This is a genomic window from Conexibacter sp. S30A1 (assembly GCF_023330665.1).
GTDB lineage: Bacteria > Actinomycetota > Thermoleophilia > Solirubrobacterales > Solirubrobacteraceae > Palsa-465.
In genome coordinates, this window is record NZ_CP097127.1 from 3,308,129 (window position 1) to 3,324,394 (window position 16,266).

Here is a 16,266-nt window from a genome sequence, read left to right on the forward strand (position 1 = left end):
AATGCCACATCTGCTCTTTGACAGGATCGACGAGCCGGGCCTCAACACGATCCCCGTGTACGAGCGCCGCGGCGGTTACAGCGCCCTGCGCAGCGCGCTTGCGATGCCGCCGGAGGCGATCATCGAGGAGATCAAGCAGTCCGCGATCCGCGGCCGCGGCGGCGCCGGCTTCCAGATGGGGCAGAAAGCGTCGTTTCTGCCCAAGGGCGAGATGGCCAAGTACCTGGTCTGCAACGCCGACGAGTCAGAGCCCGGCACCTTCAAGGATCGCGAGCTGATGCAGAAGTGCCCGCACGCGCTGATCGAGGGGATCATCATCACGACCTACGCGACCGGAATCCATCGCGCCTTCATCTACATCCGCGGTGAGTACCAGTTGCAGGCCGACATCCTCGATCAGGCGGTCGCCGAGGCCAGGGCGGCCGGCCTGCTCGGCGAGAACATCCTCGGCTCCGGCCACAGCCTCGAGCTGGTCGTGCACCGCGGCGCCGGCGCCTACATCTGCGGCGAGGAGACCGGGCTGCTCGACTCGCTCGAGGGCAAGCGCGGCAACCCACGCCTGAAGCCGCCGTTCCCCGCGATCGAGGGGCTCTACGCCGGCCCGACGCTCGTCAACAACGTCGAGACGCTGAGTACCGTCCCGACGATCATCAACATGGGCGGCGCCGAGTACGCCAAGATCGGCACCCAGGGCTCGACCGGGACCAAGCTGATCTCGGTCTCCGGCGACGTGCAGCGGCCCGGTAACTACGAGATCGAGCTAGGCACCCCGAGCCGCGAGATCATCTACGGGCTGTGCGGCGGCCCGCGCGACGGGCGCAGCGTCAAGATGTGGTTTCCCGGCGGCTCGAGCTCACCGGTGCTGCTCGAGTCCGACCTCGATCTCGCCTACGACTTCGACACACTGGCCAAGGCCGGCTCGATGCTCGGCTCCGGCGCGATCATCGTCGTCGACGACAGCCACAGCGCGCTGGAGGTCATGCAGAAGGTCGTCAAGTTCTACGCGCACGAGTCCTGCGGAAAGTGCGTGCCCTGCCGTGAGGGCACCAACTGGACGCTCAAGATGATCGAGCGGATCGAGGCTGGCGAGGCAACGCCGATGGACCTGGATATCCTCGCCTCTGCGCAGAGCCAGATCATCGGACACTGTCTGTGCGTGCTCGGCGACGCGATGGCGATGCCGGTCGGTTCCATCGTCGAAAAGTTCCGCGACGAGCTCGCGGAGGAGATCGAGGCCGCGCGCGAGCGCGCCAACTCACTCACCTATGCCACGGCCTGAACGCAAGCTCATAAACCTCACGATCGACGGTCGCGAGGTGCAGGCCGTCGAGGGCGCCATGCTGGTGGACGCGGCCAAGGCCGCGGACGTTGAGATCCCCTACTTCTGCTACGAGCCCAAGCTGGGGGCGCCGGTCGGTGCCTGCCGCATGTGCCTGGTGGAGATCGAGGGCATCCCGAAGCTGCAGACCTCCTGCTCGACCCCGGTGCGCGACGGCATGGTCGTCAACACGACCGTCGAGCGCGTCAAGGAGGCGCAGAACGCGATCGTCGAGTTCCTGCTTGTCAACCATCCGCTCGACTGCCCGGTGTGCGACAAGGGCGGTGAGTGCCCGCTGCAGGACATCACCTTCGGCTGGGGCAAGGGCCGCACGCGGGTGATCGAGCCCAAGCGCCACTTCGTCAAGCCGCTCGCGCTCTCGCCGCTGATCGCGATCGACCGTGAGCGCTGCATCCTCTGCTATCGCTGCGTGCGCTTCAGCCAGGAGATCTCAGAGGACTGGCAGCTGATCTTCACCGAGCGCGGCGCGCACACGTTCGTCGGCACCCACGACGGCCACCCCTACGTGGCCCCGTTCTCCGGCAACATCATCGAGCTGTGCCCGGTCGGGGCGCTCACCTCGCGGCCCTACCGCTTCCGTGCGAGGCCCTGGGACATCGAGGGCTCAGGCGGGATCTGCACGCTCTGCCCGTCACAGTGCAACGTCGAGTTCACGGTGCGCGACGACAAGGTCACGCGCGTGCTTGCGCGCGAGAACCCGGGCGTCGACGACGGCTGGCTGTGCGACAAGGGGCGCTTCGCCTACCAGGCGATCCACGTCGACGAGCGCGTCACCACGCCGCTCGTGCGCGCCGCCGGCGGAACGCTTGAGCCCGCCAGCTGGGATGAGGCGCTGCGTGCGGCCAGCGCGCTGGCCGGGCACCGCGGCCAGGCGGCCACGCTGGTGGGCGGCCAGGCGAGCAACGAGGAGGCCTTCCTGCTCGCGCGTCTGCTGCGCGAGGGGCTTGACTCTCATGACATCGACTCGCGGCTGACGGGCGCAACCGAGCTTGACCTGGGGTTGATGCGGGCGCTGGCCGCGCCCGCGCTGCAGGCGGGCGTGGCCGACATCGAGTTCGCGCACACCGTGCTCGTGCTCGGCACCGAGCCGCTCGACGACTCGCCGATCCTCGATTTGCGCATCCGCAAGGGGGTCAGGCGCAACGGTGTGAAGCTCGCGATCGCAAGCGCGCGGCCCAGTGCTCTGGACGCAAACGCCGAGCTTTCGATCCGCTACGCCCCGGGCGGCGAGGCGGAGTTCTTGGAGTCGCTTGAGTGGGCGCTCGGGACCCCCGGCTCCGGTGAGACGCACCAGCTCGCGGCGCTGCTGCGCGACGGCGGCGAGGATGTCGTGATCCTCTGGGGCGAAGGTCTCTCGGCGCCCGCCCGCGCGTCGCTTCTGCGCATCGCGCAGCGGCTCGGGCTCGCCGGCCGCGAGGGGGCGGGCCTGCTCGAGGTGCCGCTCGGCACCAACGCGCGCGGGATCCGCGAGGCGGGGGCGCTGCCCGGTGCCGGACCCGGCTACAGCGACGCGCCCGCCGGCCGTGGGGCGCCGCAGATCGCCGCCGCCGCGGCGGCCGGACAGATCGGCGCGCTTCACCTCTTCCAGATCGACCCGCTGCGCGAGCTGCCAGACCGCGAAGCCTGGGAGGCGGCGCTGTCAGGCGCAAAGCTTGTGGTCGCGCACGCAAGCACGCTCACGGACGGTCTGGCCCGCCACGCCGACGTGGTCTTCCCGGCCGAGTCGAGCGCCGAGAAGGACGGCACGATCGTCCATCCCGACGGCCGCCTGCAGCGCCTGCGCAGCGCGATCAGGCGTCCCGGCGAGGTGCGCGCCGGCTGGCAGGTGCTCTCAGACCTCGCCAAGGCGGTCGGTCTTGACACGGGCGTGCTCACCGCCGGCATGGCCTTCCAGCAACTGGTGGCCGCGGTGCCGTTCTACGAGGGTCTGACGCTCGATGCGATCGGCGGGCGCGGCGTGCGCTGGCCGCAGGCCGAGGCCGCCGACGCGATGCCCGAGCCCGGGGCGATCACCGCCCACGCTGGCGCTGGGGCGACGTCTGCGGCCAGCGGGCCGCAGGCGGAGATGAACGGCCGGCTGCGGCTCGGCACCTACCGACCGATCTGGGCCGCGCCGGAGGTCGAGATCTCACCGGCGCTGCACTTCACCATCGCCGAGCAGGTCGTCGAGCTCTCACCGCACGACGCCGACCGGTTGGGCATCGAGGACGGCGGTGCGGTGCTGGTGGCACAGAACGGCACGCGGCTGCACGGCCGCGCGGCGATCCGCTCCGGCGTGCCCGCCGGCACCGCGTTTATGGCAGCCGGGATCGCCAAGGAGTCGGCAAACGCGCTGACCGAGCCGCTGGTCGAGGTCTCGCGGGCATGATCGCCTTCGCCGACGTCAACTACTTTGAGCCCTGGTGGATCCAGATCGTCAAGGCGCTTTTGATCTTCCTGGTGATCTTCGGGGTGCTGCCGCTTTTGACCGTGTATGAGCGCAAGCTGCTCGGACGCTTCCAGCACCGCTACGGGCCCAACCGCGTCGGGCCCTACGGGCTGATGCAGCCACTGGCGGAGATCGTCAAGTTCGCCCGCAAGGAGGCGTTCAGGCCGACCGGCTCGGTCGGTTTCCTCTTCCGCCTGGCGCCGGCGATCTCGATCCTGACCGCCGTCGGCGGCCTGGCCCTGATCCCCTGGGGCAACGTGCAGAACATCCTGGGCACCCGCATCGGGCTCTACGGCATCGACGTGTCGATCGGGCCGCTGTACGTCTTTGCGCTCGGTGGCATCTCCTTCTACGGGATCCTGCTCGGCGGCTGGGCTTCGGGGTCCAAATACTCGTTTCTGGGCTCGATGCGGGCTGCTGCCCAGCTGATCTCCTACGAGGTCTCGCAGGGGCTCGCGCTGGTCGGCGTGCTGATCACCGCCCAGACCCTTTCGCTCACCGGAATCGTCAACGCCCAGCGTGGCATGTGGTACTTCATCCCGCAGATCGTCGGCTTTCTGATCTTCATGGTCGCCTCATTCGCGGAGACCAACCGCGCGCCGTTTGACCTCGTCGAGGCCGACGCGGAGCTGGTCGGTGGCTACTTCACCGAGTACGGCGGCACCGGCTTTGTCGCCTACCTGTTCGCCGAGTACGTGAACATGATGGTCGTCTCGGCGATGGCGGCCACCCTGTTTTTGGGTGGGTGGCTGTTGCCGTTCGGCATCCACCCGCCCGGTTGGGTGGACCCGTTCGTGGTGCTCGCCAAGATGATGCTGTTCATGACACTCTTTATCTGGATACGCGCGACGCTACCGCGCCTGCGCTACGACCAGCTGATGTCCTTCGGCTGGAAGGTGCTGCTACCGCTGGCAACCCTCAACCTGCTGGTCACGGCGATCATCGTCGTCCACTAGCGAGGAAGATCAGGACAGACCGATGCCATACGACCCCGGTAAAGACGTAGTGGAGGTGATGCGCCACCCGCCGCGCAGCGCGGCGGCCAGCACCTACCGCATCTTCGGCGAGACGTTGCGCGGCATGAAGACGACGCTCGCGCGCGTGGTCGAGGGTCCCCTGACGATCCAGTACCCGGAGGAGAAGACGCCGGTCTACCCGCGCTTTCGTGGCCGCCACAAGCTGCACCGCTTCGAGACCGGCGATCCCGACAACCCCGGCCTCGAGAAGTGCGTCGGCTGCTCGCTGTGCGCCGCCGCCTGCCCGGCCGACTGCATCCGTGTCGTCGCCGCCGAGAACACACCCGAGCACCGGGTCTCGGCCGGCGAGCGCTACGCGGCCGTGTATGAGATCAACCTGAGCCGCTGCATCTTCTGCGGCTACTGCGAGGTCGCCTGTCCGTTTGACGCGATCACGATGGGCCACGACTACGAGATGTCCGACTACACGCGCTCTGATTTGATCTTCACCAAGGAGATGCTGTTGGCGGAGCCACTTGAGCGCACGCCACTGCGGACGGCGGCGGAGTAGCGGGAGCTAAGCGATGTCGGTTGTCATGTTCTTTTTGGCGGCGGGTGCGGCGATCATCGGCGCGATCGGCGTGGTCACGTTGCGCAACCCGCTGTACTCGGTGCTCGCGCTGGTCTGTCATCTGGTCGCGCTCGCGGCGCTGTTTCTGCTTTTGCGCGCGGAGTTCGTCGCCGCCGCGCAGGTGGTCGTCTACGCCGGTGCGGTGATGGTGCTCTACGTGTTCGTGGTGGCGTATGTCGGCGGGGGTGAGGAGGTTTCAGCCGGCAGCACGCTGCGCATCCTGGGGCCGTTGTTCGCCCTGGCGCTGGCGGTCGAGCTGTTCATCGCCCTGCTCGGCTCGGCGCTCTCCGGCATCCACCGCTACGGCGCGCCCTACAAGCTCGGCTTCGGCACACCCGAGCAGATCGGCCGGCTGTTTCTGACCGACTACCTGTTCCCCTTCGAGGTGGCTTCGCTGCTGTTGCTGGTCGCCGCCATCGGCGCGGTCGTCCTGGCCCGCCGCCGGCGTGGCCTTGAGGAGGGCGCGCTCGAGCTCAAGGACCTGCTGGCGATGCCGCGTCCGGCCTACACCGGCACGATCGCCGAGGGTGTCGGTGTGCGGCGCGTGCGCGAGCAGCTCGAACAGGCCCACGGCGGCGTCACCGAAGTTGTGCCCGCTGGCGCCCCCGGTTCCGAGGAGCAGAGCTGATGGCGCTCGACTGGTACCTGGCCGTCTCGGCCCTGATCTTCTGCATCGGCGCCGGCGGCGTGCTCGTGCGACGTAACCCCCTGGTCGTCCTGCTCTGCCTGGAGCTGATGCTGAACGCGGCCAACCTGGCGCTGATCACCTTCGCGCGGATGCACGGCGGCGAGGCCGGCCAGATCTTCGCGCTGATCGTGATGGTCGTCGCAGCCTGCGAGGTGACCGTCGGGCTCGGCCTGCTGGTCGCGATCAGCCGCCGCAACCTTCCCATCGATGTCGACAAACTGCACGAGCTGAACGGATGAGCCCGACCACCTGGGGCTGGCTCGTCCTGCTGTTTCCGCTGCTGGGCACGATCACGATCGGCCTCGGCTTTCGGACCTACAGCAGGGCCGCCGGCGTAATCGGAACCGCCGCGATCTTCCTCGCCTTCGTCTGCTCGGTCGGCGCGCTGATCGCGCTGCTCGGACGCACGGGCACCCACCGCGAGGTCGTCTCGAGCCTCTGGAACTACGACGTGAGCGCCGGTGTCGACGCCAAGCTGCAGATCCTGATCGACCCGATCTCGGTCTTCATGATGCTCGTGGTCTCCGGCGTCTCGACGCTGATCCACCTGTATTCGACGGCCTACATGCGCTCGGACAAGGGCTACTCGCGCTACTTCGCGTACCTGAACTTCTTCGTGCTGTCGATGCTCGTGCTTGTCACCGGCGGCAACTTCATCATGCTGATCATCGGCTGGGCCTTCGTCGGTGCCGCCTCCTACCTGCTGATCTCCTTCTGGTACCGCCGCTCGACCGCCACCCGCGCGGGGATCAAGGCGTTTGTGATCAACGTGCTCGGCGACGTCGGCCTGGTGCTCGGGACGTTCTTCATCTATCGCCACACCCACACGGTGTCGTTTTTGGGCAGCTTCGCCGCGGCGCCGCACGTCTTCCACACCGACTCGCCGGACCTCGTGGCCGGCTGCCTGCTGTTTCTGGTCGGCGCGTTCGCGAAGTCGGCGCAGGTGCCGCTGCACACCTGGCTGCCGGACGCGATGGAGGGCCCGACCCCGGTCTCCTCGCTGATCCACGCTGCCACCATGGTCACCGCCGGCGTGTATTTGATCGTGCGCCTGCACCCGCTGTTCCAGCTCGCGCCGACGGCCGCGGAGGTCGGCGCGATCGTCGGCTGCATGACGCTGCTCATCGCCGGCACGATCGCGCTGGTCGTCACCGACATCAAGCGGGTGATCGCCTATTCGACCATGTCGCAGATCGGCTACATGATCATGGGCGCCTCCTCGGGCGCCTATGCGGGGGCGCTCTTTCACCTGATGACGCACGCCTTCTTCAAGGCGCTGCTGTTCATGGGTGCCGGCTCGATCATAGGCGCGATGGCCGGCGAGCAGTCGCTTGACAGGATGAGCGGCTTCCGCAAGGCGCTGCCGTTCACGTTCATCTGCTTCCTGGCGGGCGGGCTCGCGCTGTCGGGTGTGCCCCCGTTCGCCGGCTGGTTCTCCAAGGACGACATCCTCGCTTTCATGGACCACCGCGGCGGCATCTACGAGGTGCTCGGCATCCTCGGCTACGTCGGCGCCTTCCTGACCGGTGCCTACACCTTCCGCCTGATCTTCCGGGCCTTCTACGGCGAGCCATCGCCCGAGGCGCGCGAGCTGGAGCACGGGCACCTGGCCCACGCCGAGGTGCACCGCAACCCCGCCAACGGCGAAGAGGAGGACACCGACGTCGGCTTCCCCGGTCCCGAGCACGTGATCGCCGAGCGCGAGCCGGCGATGAAGGTCGCCATGGGGATCCTCGCGATCCTCGCGCTTGTCGGAGGCTTTGTTCAGGTTGCCGGAGTGGACGCAGTCATCAGCAAATTCCTTGCCACGGCGTTCGTGCACACGCCGCTTGCATCTCCGGCAGATCAGCCATCCGTTGGATTCGATTGGATCGGCCTGGTCGTCGGCGCGATCGTCGGTCTGCTGGGCATCGGCGTGGCCTACCGGGTCTACATCGCCAAGCCCGGCACCTCCGCGGCGCTGCAGGCGCGCTTTGCGGCGCTGCACAACTTCCTCGTGCACAAGTGGTACTTCGACGAGCTGATCGACGTGGTGGTGGTCCGCCCGGCGCTGACCCTCGGACGCTTCGCTCAGGCCGTGCTCGAGCGGGTTTTCATCTCCGGTGCGCTGACCGGCGGCGTCACCGGCATCGTCCGCTCCGGGTCGGCCGCCGTGCGCCGTGCCCAGACCGGATTGCTGCGCCTGTATGCCGGTGCGGTGGTGCTCGGCCTGACCGCTGTTGTCCTCTACTTCCTGATCTCCGCAAAGTAACCGTCACCTTCGACCTCGCACCGTGATCTTCGCCCACGCCTCATCCGCGCCCTTCTCGCTCTCGATCCTGATCTGGCTGCCGCTTGCGCTGGCACTGGTCTGCGCGGCGCTGCCTGCGCGCGTCACGGGCCGGGCGCTGGCGGCGCTCAGCCTGCTGCCGCTCGCCCTCGCGGTCACGTTCGTGGCGAACTTCAACTCGAGCTACCCGTTCCCGCAGTTCGTCACAGACCACAGCTGGATCCCGTCGCTCGGGATCCACTACGCGCTCGCGATGAACGGCCTGAACGTCTCACTGGTGCTCTTGACCACGGTGCTCTTCACGGTGTCGCTCGCCTGGTCGGCGCTGCGCGACATCGAGCGTCCGCGGCTGTACTACTTCTGGCTGGGGCTGGCCGAGAGCGCCGTGCTCGGCGCCTTCCTCGCCCAGGACCTGATCCTGTTCGTCGCGTTCTTTGACCTGATGCTGATCCCCTTCTACTTCCTGGTCGGCTCCTGGGGCAGCGGCGAGCGTGTGCGCGCGACGATCAAGATGGTCATCTACACGGCCGTCGGCTCGTTTTTGATGCTGGCGGCGGCGATCGCGACCGGCGTGATCGCGGCGGGCGACCACCACACCGCCCTGAACTTCACCTTCGGGGCGCTCGAGCACCTGCCGGTCTCGCGCACCGACGGCGAGTGGCTGTTCCTCGGCTTCGCGGTGGCCTTCCTGGTCAAGATGCCGGTCGTGCCGTTCCACGGCTGGCTGGCCGACGCCTACAAGTCGATGCCGATCCCCGCGGTGGCCGTCTTCTCCGGTGTCGTCGCGAAGGTCGCAAGCTACGGCTTCTTGCAGATCGTGCTGCCGCTGTTCCCGCAGGCCTCACACCACTTCCAGGTGCTGATGCTGATCATCGCGCTGGTCTCGATCCTCTGGGCGACGGCGATGGCGTTCACCACCCGCGACGTGCGGCTCGTGATCGCCTACTCGAGCGTCGCGCAGATGGGCTTCATCCTGCTGGGCATCTTCTCGCTGCAGGCCCCAGGCGCCCAGGGGGCGCTTTTGCAGATGCTCAACCACGGCCTGGTCACGGCGGCGGCGTTCTTCATCGTGGCCGCGGTGGCCGCGCGCTCGGGCGGCAGCGAACGCATGGATGACATGGGCGGCATCGCCTTCCGCGCGCCGCTGCTCGCCACACTGTTTCTGATCGTCACGCTCGCGAACCTGGCGATGCCCGGCTCCTCGAACTTCATCGGCGAGTTCATGATCCTGCTCGGGACCTTCCAGTCGCACCTGGCGATCGCGCTGATCGCGTCGCTCGGCGTCGTTGGCGCCGCCTTCTACGGGCTGCGCCTATTCATCGGCGCGATGCACAACCGGGTCGGCGGCCGGGTGCAGTCGTTTGAGATCAAGCGCTCTGAGGCGATCGCGATCGTGCCGCTGTGCCTGATCATCCTGGTGCTCGCCTTCTACCCGCAGTTCGGCCTCAGCCGCTCGCAGGCGTCGGTCAACCTGGCGATCGCGCCCGCCACAACGAGCGCCTTCCGCGGCTCGCAGTCCGCTGCTGCGCTGCTGCCTACCTTCGCCTCGCTGGACGGCCCGGCCGGCTGGTGGGCCTACCCGCTGCTTGCGGGTGTCAGCCACAGCCTGCCGGGCAAGCCTCGCCGGATCTACACCTACACCACCGCGTCATCCGGGTCCGGGAGCGGGCAATGAACGCACACCCCTACGCCATGAGCTTCCTGCTCGCCACCGCGCACATCCACGGACCGCACATCAGCTGGGCCGAGCTCTCGCCGATCGCGGTGCTCGGCGTCGGCGCCCTGGTCGTGCTGCTGGTCGGCTTGGCGAGCAGCCAGATGGTCCGCGCCCGGTTGGTGCCGACGCTCACGCTGGTGGCGATCGCGGGCGCGATCGGCACCGAGATCTGGCGCTTCAGCCACGCCCCGCAGACGATCGTCGCCGGGGCGCTGCGGATCGATGACCTGGCGCTGATCGCCGATCTGGTCTGTGCGGTCGCAGCGGTTGCGGCGGTGCTGCTCGCGTGGCGCGCCCGGGCGCCGCGGGAGGCGGGCCAGGGTGAATTCCACTCGCTGATGCTGTTCAGCCTGATGGGTATGGCGGTGCTCGTCTCGGCCCAGGACCTCATCACGCTCTTCCTCGGCCTCGAGCTGCTGTCGATCCCGCTGTATGTGCTGTGCGCCGCCGAATACCGCCGCGAGGGCTCGCTCGAGGCCGGGCTCAAATACCTGATCATCGGCTCGGTCGGCTCGGCCACGCTGGTCTACGGGCTCGCGCTGATCTACGGCGCCACCGGCCAGACCGGCTTCGGTGCCGTCGCGCACGTGCTGGCCAGCCAGTCGGGCGGCGGTCTGCTCGGCGACCCGCTGCTGCTCACCGGCATTGCCCTGGTGATCGTCGGGTTTGCCTTCAAGGCCTCCGTCGCGCCGTTTCACCAGTGGACGCCCGACGTCTACGAGGGCGCGCCGACGGCGATCACCGCCTTCATGGCGACCGCCACCAAGGCCGCCGCGATCGCCGTGTTCCTGCGCTTCTTCGACTTCACGCTGACCGCCGAACACGTCAACTGGGCGCCGGCGCTGGCGGCGCTCGCGAGCGTCACGATCATCGTCGGCAACGTCGGTGCGCTGGGCCAGAGCTCGCTCAAGCGCCTGCTCGGCTACTCCGGGGTGGCGCAGGCCGGCTACATGCTGACCGGCCTGGTGGTCGGCACCCGGCTGGGTGTCTCGGCAACCATGTTCTATGTCGTCGCCTACCTGCTGATGAACCTCGGCGCGTTCGCCGTGATCGTCCACCAGGAGCGCGTCTCGGGCAGCGACCGCATGGCGGCCCTCTCCGGCCTCGGGCGCCGGTCGCCGCTGCTGGCCTGGTCGCTGACGATCGCGATGCTGGCGCTCGCCGGCATCCCGGGCACGATCGGCTTCATCGGCAAGGTCCAGCTGATCCACTCGCTGGTGAACGGCGGCTACGGCTGGCTTGCGATCGTGCTGGTGGTCGGCGCGATGATCTCACTGGGCTACTACCTGCGCGTCGTGGCTGCCATCTGGATGACGCCCGCCGACGCGCGCGGTGTCGCAGTCGCCGGCGCCGGCCCGCTGGCCGGCGCCCCCGTGGCCGCCTTTCCGCCGATCGCAGGCGGCTCGCCCGAGGCCGATCTGCAGGCGTCGGCCGGCGGTGGTGCGCTCGGCGTGGAGCGGCTGACCGGCGACCCCGAGCTGCTGCTGGTGGCTGGCGTGTTTGGCGCGCTGTGCATCGTCTTCGGGGTGATTCCCGGTCCGGTCTTCGAGTTCGTCGCGCACGCCGGCGCGGCGCTCGTCGGCCTGCGCTGAGGCCACGCGCGCCCTGGGGCCACGCTCCGAGCCGGACTCAGACCTTGCGCCACTGCGGGACCCAGGCGCCATCCTCGCGGCGCTCAAAGTCCTGAAACAGGCTGGGTGCCTGCGCGAGCATCAGCGCTGCCACGGCGTCAAAGACCAGCCGCAGCTCCTCCTCCGCGCCCGGCGCCGTGCGCATCTCGATCACGTGGCGCAGCGTCCGGACGTTAGCGGTCCAGAGAATGTCGGTCGAGAGGCCGATCGGCGCCAGGCGCCGCAGTGCCGAGGTGATCTCCTTCTTGACCGCAAACGGCAGTCCTTCGCCATCTAGGTCAAGCTGCTCGGCCGCGTCTCGCTGAAACTCCTCAAGCTGCTCGACGATGCTGATCACCTGCTCGCGCAGCGGCTCGAGCGCCGGCGCCACGCGGAAGCCGATGTCGGCCAGGCGCACGTAGCGCAGGCTCTCCTGGCTGAAGGCCGACCCGGCGCGATGCCTAATAAGTTCGTGAGTGAAAACACGTGAGACGTTGCGAAACGCGAAGCTGTAGTTAGCGTGCTCAAGCACGCTGCCGTGCGCGCTGGCCAGGACGTTTGCGAAGTACTCGCGCTGGTCGGTGCGGATCCGCGTGACATTGCGGTTGAGCCCCGGCTCCCAGCTGCGATAGCACATGCGTCCGGCGAACTCGGCCAGCAGCTCCCCGTCGTTTAGCTCCTCACGGTCGGCCTCGCGCAGCTCGAGCCACGAGTCCCCGCCGACCGCGGCCAGGTAGGCGCGCATGGCCTCGAGGTCAACCGACGGCCGCGCGATCAGGAAAACCTCTGGCGTGGTCTCATGCATGGGGTTGCACATGCAACCGCATCGCCCGGACGTAAGCGGTGGGCAGGGGCGAGCGCGGGCGCTGTCGCGGCCTATGCTCGGATCGCGATGGCGCGTGTGGAGAAGGCAGCCCGGGGAGAGCTGATGCGCCGGCGCCGCGAGTCGGTGCCGGAGATCAGCTACCCGCAGCAGTTGCCTGTCACGGCCCACCGCGACGAGCTGCTTGCGGCGATCGCCTCAAACCAGGTGCTGATCGTCGCCGGTGAGACCGGCTCGGGGAAGAGCACGCAGCTGCCCAAGCTCTGCCTGGAGCTCGGGCGCGGCGTGAGCGGCACGATCGCACATACCCAGCCCCGGCGGATCGCAGCACGGACGATCGCCCAGCGGATCGCCGATGAGCTGGGCGTGCCGCTTGGCGGCGCCGTCGGCTATGCGGTCCGCTTCGACGACCGCGGCTCGGCTGAGACGCTCGTGCGTGTGGTCACCGACGGCCTGCTGCTGGCCGAGCTGCGCCGCGACCCGCTGCTGCGCCGCTACGACACGGTGATCGTCGATGAGGCCCACGAGCGGTCGCTGAACATCGATTTCCTGCTCGGCTGCCTGCACCGCATCCTGCCCCGGCGTCCGGACCTGAAGCTGATCATCACCAGCGCCACGATCGACCCGCAGCGCTTCAGCGCCCACTTCGCCGACGCGCCGATCGTCGAGGTCTCGGGCCGCACCTATCCGGTCGAGGTTCGCTACCGCCCGCCGGGCGAGGACGAGGACCTGCTGGAGGCGCTGGCCGACACCGTCGTCGAGCTGCTCGCCGAGGGCGACGGGGACCTGCTCGCGTTCCTCTCCGGTGAGCGCGAGATCCGCGACGCCGCGGAGCTTCTCGCCGGGCGGCTGGGCCCCCAGGTCGAGGTCCTGCCGCTCTACTCGCGTCTGGCGGCCGCCGACCAGCAGCGCGTGTTCGCCCGCCGGCCAGGCGGGCCGGCGGGCAGGCGCGTGGTGCTCGCGACCAATGTCGCGGAGACCTCGGTGACGGTGCCGGGCATCCGCTACGTGGTCGACACCGGCCTCGCCCGGATCTCGCGCTACAGCGCGCGCTTGAAGGTGCAGCGGCTGCCGGTGGAGCGGATCTCCCAGGCGTCGGCCAACCAGCGCGCGGGTCGCTGCGGCCGGGTCTCGGACGGCGTCTGTGTGCGGCTGTACTCGCCGGAGGACCACGCGGCGCGCCCGGCCTTCACCGATCCCGAGATCCTGCGCACGAATCTCGCCAGCGTCATCCTGCAGATGGCCGCGCTCGGGCTCGGTGAGGTGGAGAGCTTCCCGTTTCTGGACCCACCGGATCGCCGTCAGGTGCGTGATGGCGTGGCGCTGCTGCACGAGCTGCGGGCGCTCGACCCGGGTGCAAGGGTGCCGCTCACGCCGATTGGGCGGACGCTCGCGCGGCTGCCGTTGGACCCGCGGCTGGGGCGCATGGTGATCGAGTCAGACAGTCTCGGCTGCGCCAGCGAGGTGATCGTGATCGCCGCCGGCCTGTCGATCCAGGATCCCCGCGAGCGTCCGGGCGAACAGCGCGCTCAGGCCGATCAGCTGCACGCCCGCTTTGTGGATCGCACGTCGGACTTCATCGGTCTGTTGAACCTCTGGAACCATCTGGCCGCACTTGAGCAGGAGCTCTCCCGCTCGCAGCTGCGCCGACGCTGCCGCGCCGAATTCCTGCACTACCTGCGCGTGCGCGAATGGCAGGACCTCGTCGCGCAGGTCAAGGACGCCGCCCGTGAAGCCGGCCTTGTGCTCAACGAGGCACCGGCGCAGCCCGCGGAGATCCATGCGGCGCTGCTCTCCGGGCTGCTGTCGCACATCGGCCTGCGGGACGGTGCGGGGCGCGAGTACACGGGCGCCCGCGGCGCGCGCTTTGCGATCGCGCCGGGGTCGGTGCTCGCGCGCCGCGGACCGGCCTGGGTGATGGTCGCAGAGCTCGTCGAGACCGGTCGCCTGTGGGGTAGGACGGCGGCACCAGTTGAGCTGCGGCGCGTCGAGCGGCTGGCCGAGCACCTGGTCAAGCGCTCCCACGGTGAGCCGCGCTGGGATCGCCGGCGCGCTGCCGTGGTCGCGCCCGAGCGCGTGACGCTCTACGGCCTGCCGATCGTCAGCTCGCGAACCGTCCAGTACGGGCGGATCGACCCCGAGGCTGCGCGCGCGCTGTTCATCCGCCGCGCGCTGGTTGAGGGTGACTGGGATCAGCACCACGCGTTCATGCGCGAGAACGAGCGGCGCGTGGCGGAGGTCGAGTCGCTCGAGGCGCGGCTGCGTCGCCGCGATCTGCTGGCCGACGAATCGCTGCGCGAGGACTTCTTTGCGCAGCGCCTGCCCGCCGAGGTGGTCGGTGGGCGCGAGTTTGACCGCTGGTGGCGCCAGACGCGGCGCTCAGACCCGGCGCTGCTTCACTACCCGATGGAGCTCCTGATCAGGGGCGAGGTGGCGCCCGACGGCGCCGGTCGGCCGCCGCGGTGGCGGCAGGGCACCACCGAGCTTGCGCTCTCCTATCGCTTCGACCCCGGCGCGGCGGCCGACGGGGTGACGGTGCACGTCCCGCTCGCGCTGCTTGGCGCCGTGCGGGAGGAGGGCTTTGAGTGGCTTGTGCCCGCCCTGCGCGAGGAACTCGTGGTGGCGCTGCTGCGCTCCCTGCCCAAGCGCCTGCGCACCCAGCTCGTGCCGATCCCCGACACCGCCAGAGCGCTCCTGGCAGCGCTCAGGCCGCGTTCGGGGCCGCTGCTGGAGGTGCTGGCCGAGGCGATCCTGAGGCTGCGGGGCGTGGCGATCGGCGCCGGTGACTGGTCGCTTGAGACGCTGCCCGCGCATCTGCGCATGACCTTCTCGATCGAGGACGAGGACGGCGGCGTGCTTGCCGCAGGGCCGTCGCTTGCGGCGCTGCGCGAAGAGCTTCGGCCGGTGCTGATGGCGCGGGTGTTGCGCGCGGCGCCGGAGCTCGAGCGCCGCGGGATGCGCGGCTTTGAGCTGGAGGCGTTGCCGCGCACGGTGCCGCTCGCCGGCGGCCTTCTCGGCTACCCGGCGCTCGTCGACGAGGGCGAACTGGTCGGTGTGGCGGTCTTTGACAGCGCGCAGCGGCAGGCGGCGAGCATGTGGCGCGGCACACGCCGCCTGTTGCTGCTCACCGTGCCCTCGCCGCGCAGCTGGGTGCAGGCGCAGCTCGGGACGCGGCTGACGCTCACCCTGGCCACCGCGCCACACGGCTCACTCGATGCGGTCATGGCTGACGCGGTGAGCGCCGCAATGGACGTCTTGATCGCGAGCGGCGGCGGGCCGGCCTGGGACGCGGCCGCCTTCGCGGCGCTGTGCGAGCACGTCCGCGGCGAGCTTCGCCCCACCACGCTCGCGGCTCTGGAGGCGCTCGGCGCGATCCTCGAGACGGCCAGCGCCGTGCGCGCGGCGCTCGCGTCGCTGCCCGCCAGCGCGCCGCTCGCGCCCGCACGCGAGGATGTTGCCCGCCAACTCGGCCGGCTGGTCTACCAGGGCATGCTCGCCTCAAGCGGCATGGCGCGACTCGCCGACGTCGAGCGCTACCTGCGGGCGGCGCTCTGGCGGCTGGAACGTCTGCCGCGCAACCTGGCAGCCGACCAGCAGCGCATGGCGGTCATCAATGAGCTCGAGGCCGAAGCGCATGCGGCCGGCCGGTGGCGCGAGCTTTTCTGGCTGCTCGAAGAGCTGCGCGTCACGGAGCTGGCGCCCGGGCCGCTTGTGCGGCCGGGCGCGACCGTCAGGCGTGTGCGCGAGGTGCTTGCGCAGCCGCCGCGGGCTTGACGTCTGTTGCCCGCCGGCCGCCGCTGGGCCG

Annotated in this window: 11 protein-coding genes; 10 read left to right on the top strand and 1 reads right to left on the bottom strand. The window is 69.4% G+C overall.

What is annotated here, in order from left to right:
• Nucleotide 1 precedes the first annotated feature (1 nt).
• The 9 genes from nuoF to M3M54_RS15895 are packed head-to-tail and all read left to right on the top strand — an operon-like array spanning nucleotide 2 to nucleotide 11,620.
• Nucleotides 2-1,279: an NADH-quinone oxidoreductase subunit NuoF gene (nuoF, locus tag M3M54_RS15855; protein WP_249019993.1), complete on the top strand. Its 1,278-nt coding sequence runs from the start codon at nucleotides 2-4 to the stop codon at nucleotides 1,277-1,279.
• Nucleotides 1,266-3,707, top strand: coding sequence for an NADH-quinone oxidoreductase subunit NuoG (nuoG, locus tag M3M54_RS15860; protein WP_249019994.1), 2,442 nt, complete (start codon nucleotides 1,266-1,268; stop codon nucleotides 3,705-3,707). Before nuoF ends, nuoG begins: the two co-directional genes overlap by 14 nt.
• The gene (gene nuoH, locus M3M54_RS15865; RefSeq protein WP_249019995.1) at nucleotides 3,704-4,723 is read left to right on the top strand and encodes an NADH-quinone oxidoreductase subunit NuoH; all 1,020 of its coding nucleotides are present in this window, start codon (nucleotides 3,704-3,706) and stop codon (nucleotides 4,721-4,723) included. The genes nuoG and nuoH overlap by 4 nt, the downstream gene beginning before the upstream one ends.
• 22 nt (nucleotides 4,724-4,745) lie before the next feature.
• The gene (gene nuoI / locus M3M54_RS15870; protein ID WP_249019996.1) at nucleotides 4,746-5,294 is read left to right on the top strand and encodes an NADH-quinone oxidoreductase subunit NuoI; all 549 of its coding nucleotides are present in this window, start codon (nucleotides 4,746-4,748) and stop codon (nucleotides 5,292-5,294) included.
• A 13-nt stretch (nucleotides 5,295-5,307) separates the two neighbouring features.
• A complete protein-coding gene (locus tag M3M54_RS15875) occupies nucleotides 5,308-5,982 on the top strand; it encodes an NADH-quinone oxidoreductase subunit J (RefSeq protein WP_249019997.1) in 675 nt (224 codons plus the stop codon).
• The gene (nuoK, locus tag M3M54_RS15880) at nucleotides 5,982-6,281 is read left to right on the top strand and encodes an NADH-quinone oxidoreductase subunit NuoK (protein WP_249019998.1); all 300 of its coding nucleotides are present in this window, start codon (nucleotides 5,982-5,984) and stop codon (nucleotides 6,279-6,281) included. Before M3M54_RS15875 ends, nuoK begins: the two co-directional genes overlap by 1 nt.
• On the top strand, nucleotides 6,278-8,293 hold the full coding sequence (nuoL, locus tag M3M54_RS15885; protein ID WP_249019999.1) for an NADH-quinone oxidoreductase subunit L: 2,016 nt from the start codon (nucleotides 6,278-6,280) through the stop codon (nucleotides 8,291-8,293). The genes nuoK and nuoL overlap by 4 nt, the downstream gene beginning before the upstream one ends.
• Before the next feature lie 22 nt (nucleotides 8,294-8,315).
• A complete protein-coding gene (locus M3M54_RS15890; protein WP_249020000.1) occupies nucleotides 8,316-9,986 on the top strand; it encodes a NuoM family protein in 1,671 nt (556 codons plus the stop codon).
• Entirely contained in the window at nucleotides 9,983-11,620 is a 1,638-nt protein-coding gene (locus M3M54_RS15895) for an NADH-quinone oxidoreductase subunit N (RefSeq protein ID WP_249020001.1), read from the top strand. The genes M3M54_RS15890 and M3M54_RS15895 overlap by 4 nt, the downstream gene beginning before the upstream one ends.
• A gap of 37 nt (nucleotides 11,621-11,657) precedes the next feature.
• Here the strand turns inward: M3M54_RS15895 and thyX are convergent, their stop codons facing one another.
• Entirely contained in the window at nucleotides 11,658-12,443 is a 786-nt protein-coding gene (thyX, locus tag M3M54_RS15900) for an FAD-dependent thymidylate synthase (RefSeq protein WP_249020002.1), read from the bottom strand.
• Between the two features lie 87 nt (nucleotides 12,444-12,530).
• Between thyX and hrpA the strand changes: the two genes are divergently transcribed.
• Nucleotides 12,531-16,235, top strand: coding sequence for an ATP-dependent RNA helicase HrpA (hrpA, locus tag M3M54_RS15905; RefSeq protein ID WP_249020003.1), 3,705 nt, complete (start codon nucleotides 12,531-12,533; stop codon nucleotides 16,233-16,235).
• Nucleotides 16,236-16,266 lie beyond the last annotated feature (31 nt).

Excerpts from the sequence above, each read along its gene's own strand:
- nuoF (WP_249019993.1), top strand. The coding sequence starts at position 2 with ATGCCACATCTGCTCTTTGACAGGATCGACGAGCCGGGCCTCAACACG.
- nuoG (WP_249019994.1), top strand. The coding sequence starts at position 1,266 with ATGCCACGGCCTGAACGCAAGCTCATAAACCTCACGATCGACGGTCGC.
- nuoH (WP_249019995.1), top strand. The coding sequence starts at position 3,704 with ATGATCGCCTTCGCCGACGTCAACTACTTTGAGCCCTGGTGGATCCAG.
- nuoI (WP_249019996.1), top strand. The coding sequence starts at position 4,746 with ATGCCATACGACCCCGGTAAAGACGTAGTGGAGGTGATGCGCCACCCG.
- M3M54_RS15875 (WP_249019997.1), top strand. The coding sequence starts at position 5,308 with ATGTCGGTTGTCATGTTCTTTTTGGCGGCGGGTGCGGCGATCATCGGC.
- nuoK (WP_249019998.1), top strand. The coding sequence starts at position 5,982 with ATGGCGCTCGACTGGTACCTGGCCGTCTCGGCCCTGATCTTCTGCATC.
- nuoL (WP_249019999.1), top strand. The coding sequence starts at position 6,278 with ATGAGCCCGACCACCTGGGGCTGGCTCGTCCTGCTGTTTCCGCTGCTG.
- M3M54_RS15895 (WP_249020001.1), top strand. The coding sequence starts at position 9,983 with ATGAACGCACACCCCTACGCCATGAGCTTCCTGCTCGCCACCGCGCAC.
- thyX (WP_249020002.1), bottom strand. The coding sequence starts at position 12,443 with ATGCATGAGACCACGCCAGAGGTTTTCCTGATCGCGCGGCCGTCGGTT.
- hrpA (WP_249020003.1), top strand. The coding sequence starts at position 12,531 with ATGGCGCGTGTGGAGAAGGCAGCCCGGGGAGAGCTGATGCGCCGGCGC.